Below are 5,193 nucleotides of genomic sequence, written 5' to 3'. Positions count from 1 at the left end.
GCGCTGAACTGGCGCGAAGAACGCGCCCGTCGTGGCGGCGCGGTGTGGGCCCGTCGCGGGGAGGTATTCGCCGTGCACGCCTCCGGAAACAGTCCCGGCGTCCATGCGCTGTGGCCGCAGGCGCTCGCCCTGGGCTACCGAGTGGCCGTTCGCCCGTCGCGCCGCGAACCGTTCACCGCGCAGCGGCTGGCACTCGCTTTGCGCGCGGCGGAATTCCGTCCCGAAGATGTCACCTATCTGCCCACCGACCACAGCGGAGCCGACGACGTCATCCGCGCGGCTGACCTCGCCATGGTGTACGGCGATCAGGCCGTCGTCGACAAGTACGCCACCGACCCGACGGTGTTCGCCAACGGTCCGGGACGTGCGAAGACCCTGATCACCGCCGACCAGGATTGGCGCGACTACCTGGATATCATTGTGAACTCGATCGCCGACCTGGGCGGGATGGCCTGCGTCAACACCACCGCCGTGCTCTACGAAGGAGATCCGGCCCCGTTGGCGTCCGCGATCGCCGACCGGCTGTCCACCATCCAGCCGCTTCCCGCCACCGACGAACGAGCGGTTCTGCCCACCCGAACCGTTGCCGAAGCACGTGCGCTGGCGAACCACCTGTCGGTCAAGGCGGCCGGAACCACCCCAATCCTCAGCGCCGCTCAGGTGGTCGCCGACCTCGGCGACGGGTGTGCCGCGCTGCGCCCGGCTGTGCACCTGATGACCGTGCCCGACCTCGGCACACTGAACACCGAGCTGCCGTTTCCGTGCGTGTGGGTGTCCGGGTGGTCGCGTGCCCAAGGGATCAACCCATTACGGCAGTCGCTGGTGGTCAACGCCGTCACCGACGACGACGACCTGATCGACGACCTGTTGGCCGACCCGACGGTGACCAACGTGTACTGCGGTCACCATCCCAGCTACTACGAGGCGCCGCAGATACCGCACGACGGATTCTTGGCGGACTTCTTGATGCGCAACAAGGGCTTCATCCGCGATTGACGCCGGCGCGCAGCACCCGCCGACGCGGAGCTCCCCGACGCTTCCGGTAGAACGATTCAAGAGGGGCAGCACTCGACAAGGCGGCGCAAATGAATGTGGCAGTGAACGCGATCGGCAAAGTCGCCAATCCGCGCGGCATCAGTGATCCCGACCGGCTGCGTGACGTCGTGTCCGGCAAGACCGTGCTGGTCACCGGAGCGTCCTACGGGGTGGGCGAGGCGACCGCCCGCAAGCTGGCCGCGGCCGGGGCGACCGTACTTGTCGTCGCGCGCTCGGCGGACAAACTCGACGAACTTGTGGCCGCTGTCGGCGCGGGCGGCGGACGTGCGGTGGCCTTTCCGGCCGATCTGACCGACCAAGACGCCGTCAGCACGCTGGTTGACGAGATCACCCGCCGACACGGCCCGCTCGACATCGTGGTGAGCAATGCCGGCAAGTCGCTGCGCCGGTCCCTGCACGACCAGTACGACCGGCCGCACGACTTCCAACGCACCATCGACATCAACTACCTGGGACCGATCCGGCTGCTGCTCGGCGTGCTGCCGGCGATGCGGGCCCACGGCGACGGACAGATCGTCAACGTTTCCAGCGTCGCCGTGCGTGTTCCGCCCGGTCCGCAATGGGGCGTTTATCAGGCGTCGAAGGGGGCCTTCGACCGCTGGCTGCGCAGTGTCGCACCGGAACTACACGCTGACGGTGTGGATGTCACCTCGATTTATTTCGGTTTGATCCGCACCAGAATGATCGAGCCCACGCCGATGCTTACCAGCCTGCCCGGACTGTCTGCGGATCAGGCCGCTGACGTCATCGCCAGAGCGATTGTCGTACGGCCCCGTACGATCGCACCGCCCTGGACGTTCGCCGTCGAAGTGGCCTCGGTGCTGCTGGCCGGTCCAGCGGATCGGGCGGCGCGGCTTTGGCACCGCCACGTCCTCGACTCCGGGGCAGACCGGTGATGACGCTGCTGGGCACGGTCGCGGTGGCAGGGCGCGCGGTGCTGCGCTCCCGGATACTCAGCGTCCCCGGACCCGCCGCGACACTGCGATTGGTGCGCGAAGCCGTTCGAGGCGGCACCAACCCGTTCACCTTGCTGGCGGTAACCGCGGCCCGGTGGCCCGACCGTGCCGCGGTGATCGACGACGACGGCGTGATCAGCTACCGCGAAGTGCAGTTGCGAGCCGAGGCCCTCGCCGGTGAGCTCTACCGCGGCGGCGTCGAACCCGGCGATGCGGTCGGGGTGTTGTGCCGCAACGGCCGCGGCTTCGTCGAGGCGCTGTTCGGCGCGGCCCTGGTCGGTGTCGACGTGGTCCTGATCAACACCGAATTCCGCACCGATGCGCTGGCATCGGCGCTGAGCGCACACGACATCGCAACGGTCGTCTGCGACCAGGAGTTCAGCGAACGAGTCAGCGCCGCCGACGAGTCCATCGGCGTGCTCGACCCGGAAGCGGTTCAGCCGCAGCGCGGTGCCGCGCGACCTCACGTGGCGCCAGCGGGCCGGATCATCCTGCTGACGTCGGGCACCACCGGGAAACCCAAAGGCGTGCCCCGCGCCCCGCGGGTGAACTCCGGGGTGGCGGGCGTCGGGCTGACCATCCTCGATCGCACCGGACTGCGCGCGGGGTGGCGATTGGCCGTAGCGGTGCCCATGTTTCACGGCCTGGGCCTGGGCATGACGATCCTCGCGGTCGGCTTGGGCGGCACGATACTGACGCATCGGCGCTTCGATCCGGAGGCCGTGCTGGCGCAGGCTTCGCTGCATCGCGCTGAGGCGTTGACCGCCGTGCCGATCATCCTGTCGAGGATCATGGATCTGCCGGACAACGTGCGGGCGCGTAATCCGCTGCCGGCCCTTCGGGTGGTGCTGTCCAGCGGCGACCGGCTCGATCCCACCGTGGCTCAACGGTTCATGGACGCCTACGGCGACGTCCTTTACAACGGCTACGGTTCGACCGAGGTCGGCATCGGCGCGTTGGCAACCCCGGCCGAACTGCGCGCCTTTCCTGAGACGGTCGGGCGGCCGAGCACCGGCTGCCGGGTCCGCATCCTCGACGAACACGGCGCGCCGGTCGGCCCGAACGAGACCGGTCGCGTCTTCGTCGGCGGCGAGCTGACCTTCAAGGGATACACCGGTGGCGCGGCCAAAGACGTCGTCGACAGCATGACCAGCACCGGCGACTTGGGATATTTTGACCCGTCCGGGCGGTTGTTCATCGTCGGCAGGGAAGACGACATGATCGTCTCCGGTGGTGAGAACGTCTATCCCCGCGCAGTCGAAAATGCGCTGGCCGAACACCCCGACATCACCGACAACGCGGTCATCGGCGTCCCCGACGAGCAGTTCGGTCAGCGACTGGCGGTGTTCGTCGTTCCGCGACCTGACAGCCAGATCGACGAAACAGCGTTGCGGGACTACCTGCAGCCCCGGGTATCCAGGTTCGAACAGCCCCGGGATGTCCGCATCGTCAGCAGCATCCCCCGCAATCCGGCCGGCAAAGTTGTCCGGCGCGAACTACCGACGTAAACCCCGGCGGAAAACTATGCCGGTGAATCCACTGGCTCGACCACCCGCAACAGCGGGGCGCCGACGTGATCCGGCCACTCCCCGTTGGTGGCCGACTCGTGGTCGTCGTCGGCGACCGGCAACGCGTCCTCGGTGGTCTTGATCAGCCAGTTCGGCGCGATCACCGACACCGCGGTGGCAGTTGCGGTCGCGGCGGCCACGCTCGTCCACGCGAACGGACCCAGCGGTGTGCAGCCGAAGAAGTGGCTGACGCCGGGGGTCTGCACGATAGCGACCAGAACCGCCGCGCTGCCCAGCGCGGTGGCTACGACAAGTGGACTGTGACGGCGCGTCAACAGTGTCTGCGCCAGCTGGGTGCTCACCAGAGCGGTCAAACCCATAGTCGAGGTTCGCCGCTGCGTGCCGGGTGTCCAACGCCCGATGGCCCAGGCGGCGGTCGCCCCTGCGGCGGTGACGGCACCGCGGGTGACGATCTGCCGCATCAGCGGCGCGTCGAGTGAGGGCGTTGGCTCGGACAGCACCGCGCGCTGGTACTCGCGTCGGGCGGCTTCCACCTCTTCCTCGGTCTGATCGGGGGTTTCCTCCGGCTCGGGGATCTGCGGCGTGACGGCGACGGCGAGCGCCGGGAACATGTCGGTGAGCAGATTCACCAGCAGCAGTTGGCGGGTTCCCACCGGTGCCCGGCCGGTGCCCAACGCGGTGCCCAAGATGGTGAAGATGACCTCGCCGATGTTGCCGCCGACCAGGATGGTCAGTGCGTCGCGCACCGCACTCCACATGCTGCGGCCTTCGACCAAAGCGTCGAGCAGCGCGCTCAGGTCGTCCTCGGTCAAGACGATGTCGGCGGCGTTGCGGGCCGCTGAGGAGCCGCGGCCACTGACACCGATGCCGACGTCGGCCATCCGGATCGCCGCGGCGTCGTTGGCTCCGTCGCCCACCATCGCGGTCACCCGTCCGCAGCGCTGCAGCGACGCGACGACCTGCACTTTCTGTTCCGGGCTGACGCGGGCGAACACCTGCACATCGGTGGCCAGCCGGGTGCAGGCTTCCTCGTCCAGCGCGGCGAATTCGGAGCCGGTGATGACCTGCACGTCCGCCGGCAGGCCCAGTTGACGGGCGATCGCCCGCGCGGTGACCGGATGGTCGCCGGTAATCAGCACAACCTGGCGGTTGGCCTGGTGCAGCGCCTCGATCAGGGGCTGCGCCGACGGGCGTGCGGTGTCCGCCAGGCCGACGTAACCGATCAGCTCCAGGTCCTGCGCGGCGGCGTCGACGCTGTCGGCGTCGGTCTCCTCCTCGTCGGTCGGGTCGTCCTCCCAACTGCGCTGCGCCACCGCCAGCACCCGCAGGCCTTGCTCGGCCAGACTCTGCACCAGCGACTCGGCGTGCTTGCGATCGGCTTTCGGGTTGGCGAACCGGCAGCGCGGCAGGATCTGCTCCGGTGCGCCCTTGAGCATCAGCGTCGGCGCCTGCGCGTCCGCTTTCGCGCTGCCGATGGCGGCGGCGTAGCCGCGACTGGACTCAAACGGCACCTCGGCGAGCATCGTCCATTCCGAGTCCTGCGGCCCGAGGACCGAACTGGCCGATTTGAGGATGGCCTCGTCGGTGGCATGGGCGTGTCCTTGCCCGTCCTGTGGGCGCGGGCAGGCCCGCGCGGCCGCACGCAGTACTTC

3 protein-coding genes and 1 pseudogene are annotated in these 5,193 nt (G+C 68.7%); 3 read left to right on the top strand and 1 reads right to left on the bottom strand.

Annotated features, from left to right (window positions below):
- The 3 genes from WA317_RS11840 to WA317_RS11830 all read left to right on the top strand — a co-directional run.
- A partial coding sequence (locus WA317_RS11840; protein WP_425173210.1) for an aldehyde dehydrogenase family protein occupies window positions 1-996 on the top strand: 996 nt, incomplete at its 5' end.
- 89 nt (window positions 997-1,085) lie between these two features.
- Window positions 1,086-1,952: an SDR family NAD(P)-dependent oxidoreductase gene (locus WA317_RS11835; RefSeq protein WP_425173209.1), complete on the top strand. Its 867-nt coding sequence runs from the start codon at window positions 1,086-1,088 to the stop codon at window positions 1,950-1,952.
- Window positions 1,952-3,520 (top strand): AMP-binding protein, encoded by a 1,569-nt coding sequence (locus WA317_RS11830; RefSeq protein ID WP_425173208.1) that lies wholly within the window; start codon window positions 1,952-1,954, stop codon window positions 3,518-3,520. The genes WA317_RS11835 and WA317_RS11830 overlap by 1 nt, the downstream gene beginning before the upstream one ends.
- A gap of 137 nt (window positions 3,521-3,657) precedes the next feature.
- On the opposite strand, the pseudogene WA317_RS11825 reads toward WA317_RS11830, so the two are convergent.
- A pseudogene (locus WA317_RS11825) lies at window positions 3,658-5,193 on the bottom strand (cation-translocating P-type ATPase); the annotation flags it as partial.

Origin of the sequence: Mycobacterium sp., from assembly GCF_049802695.1 — a bacterium.
In the GTDB taxonomy this organism is placed as follows: domain Bacteria; phylum Actinomycetota; class Actinomycetes; order Mycobacteriales; family Mycobacteriaceae; genus Mycobacterium.
The sequence above is the reverse complement of the archived record's forward strand: the minus strand, read 5'-3'. Positions and strand labels throughout refer to the sequence as shown.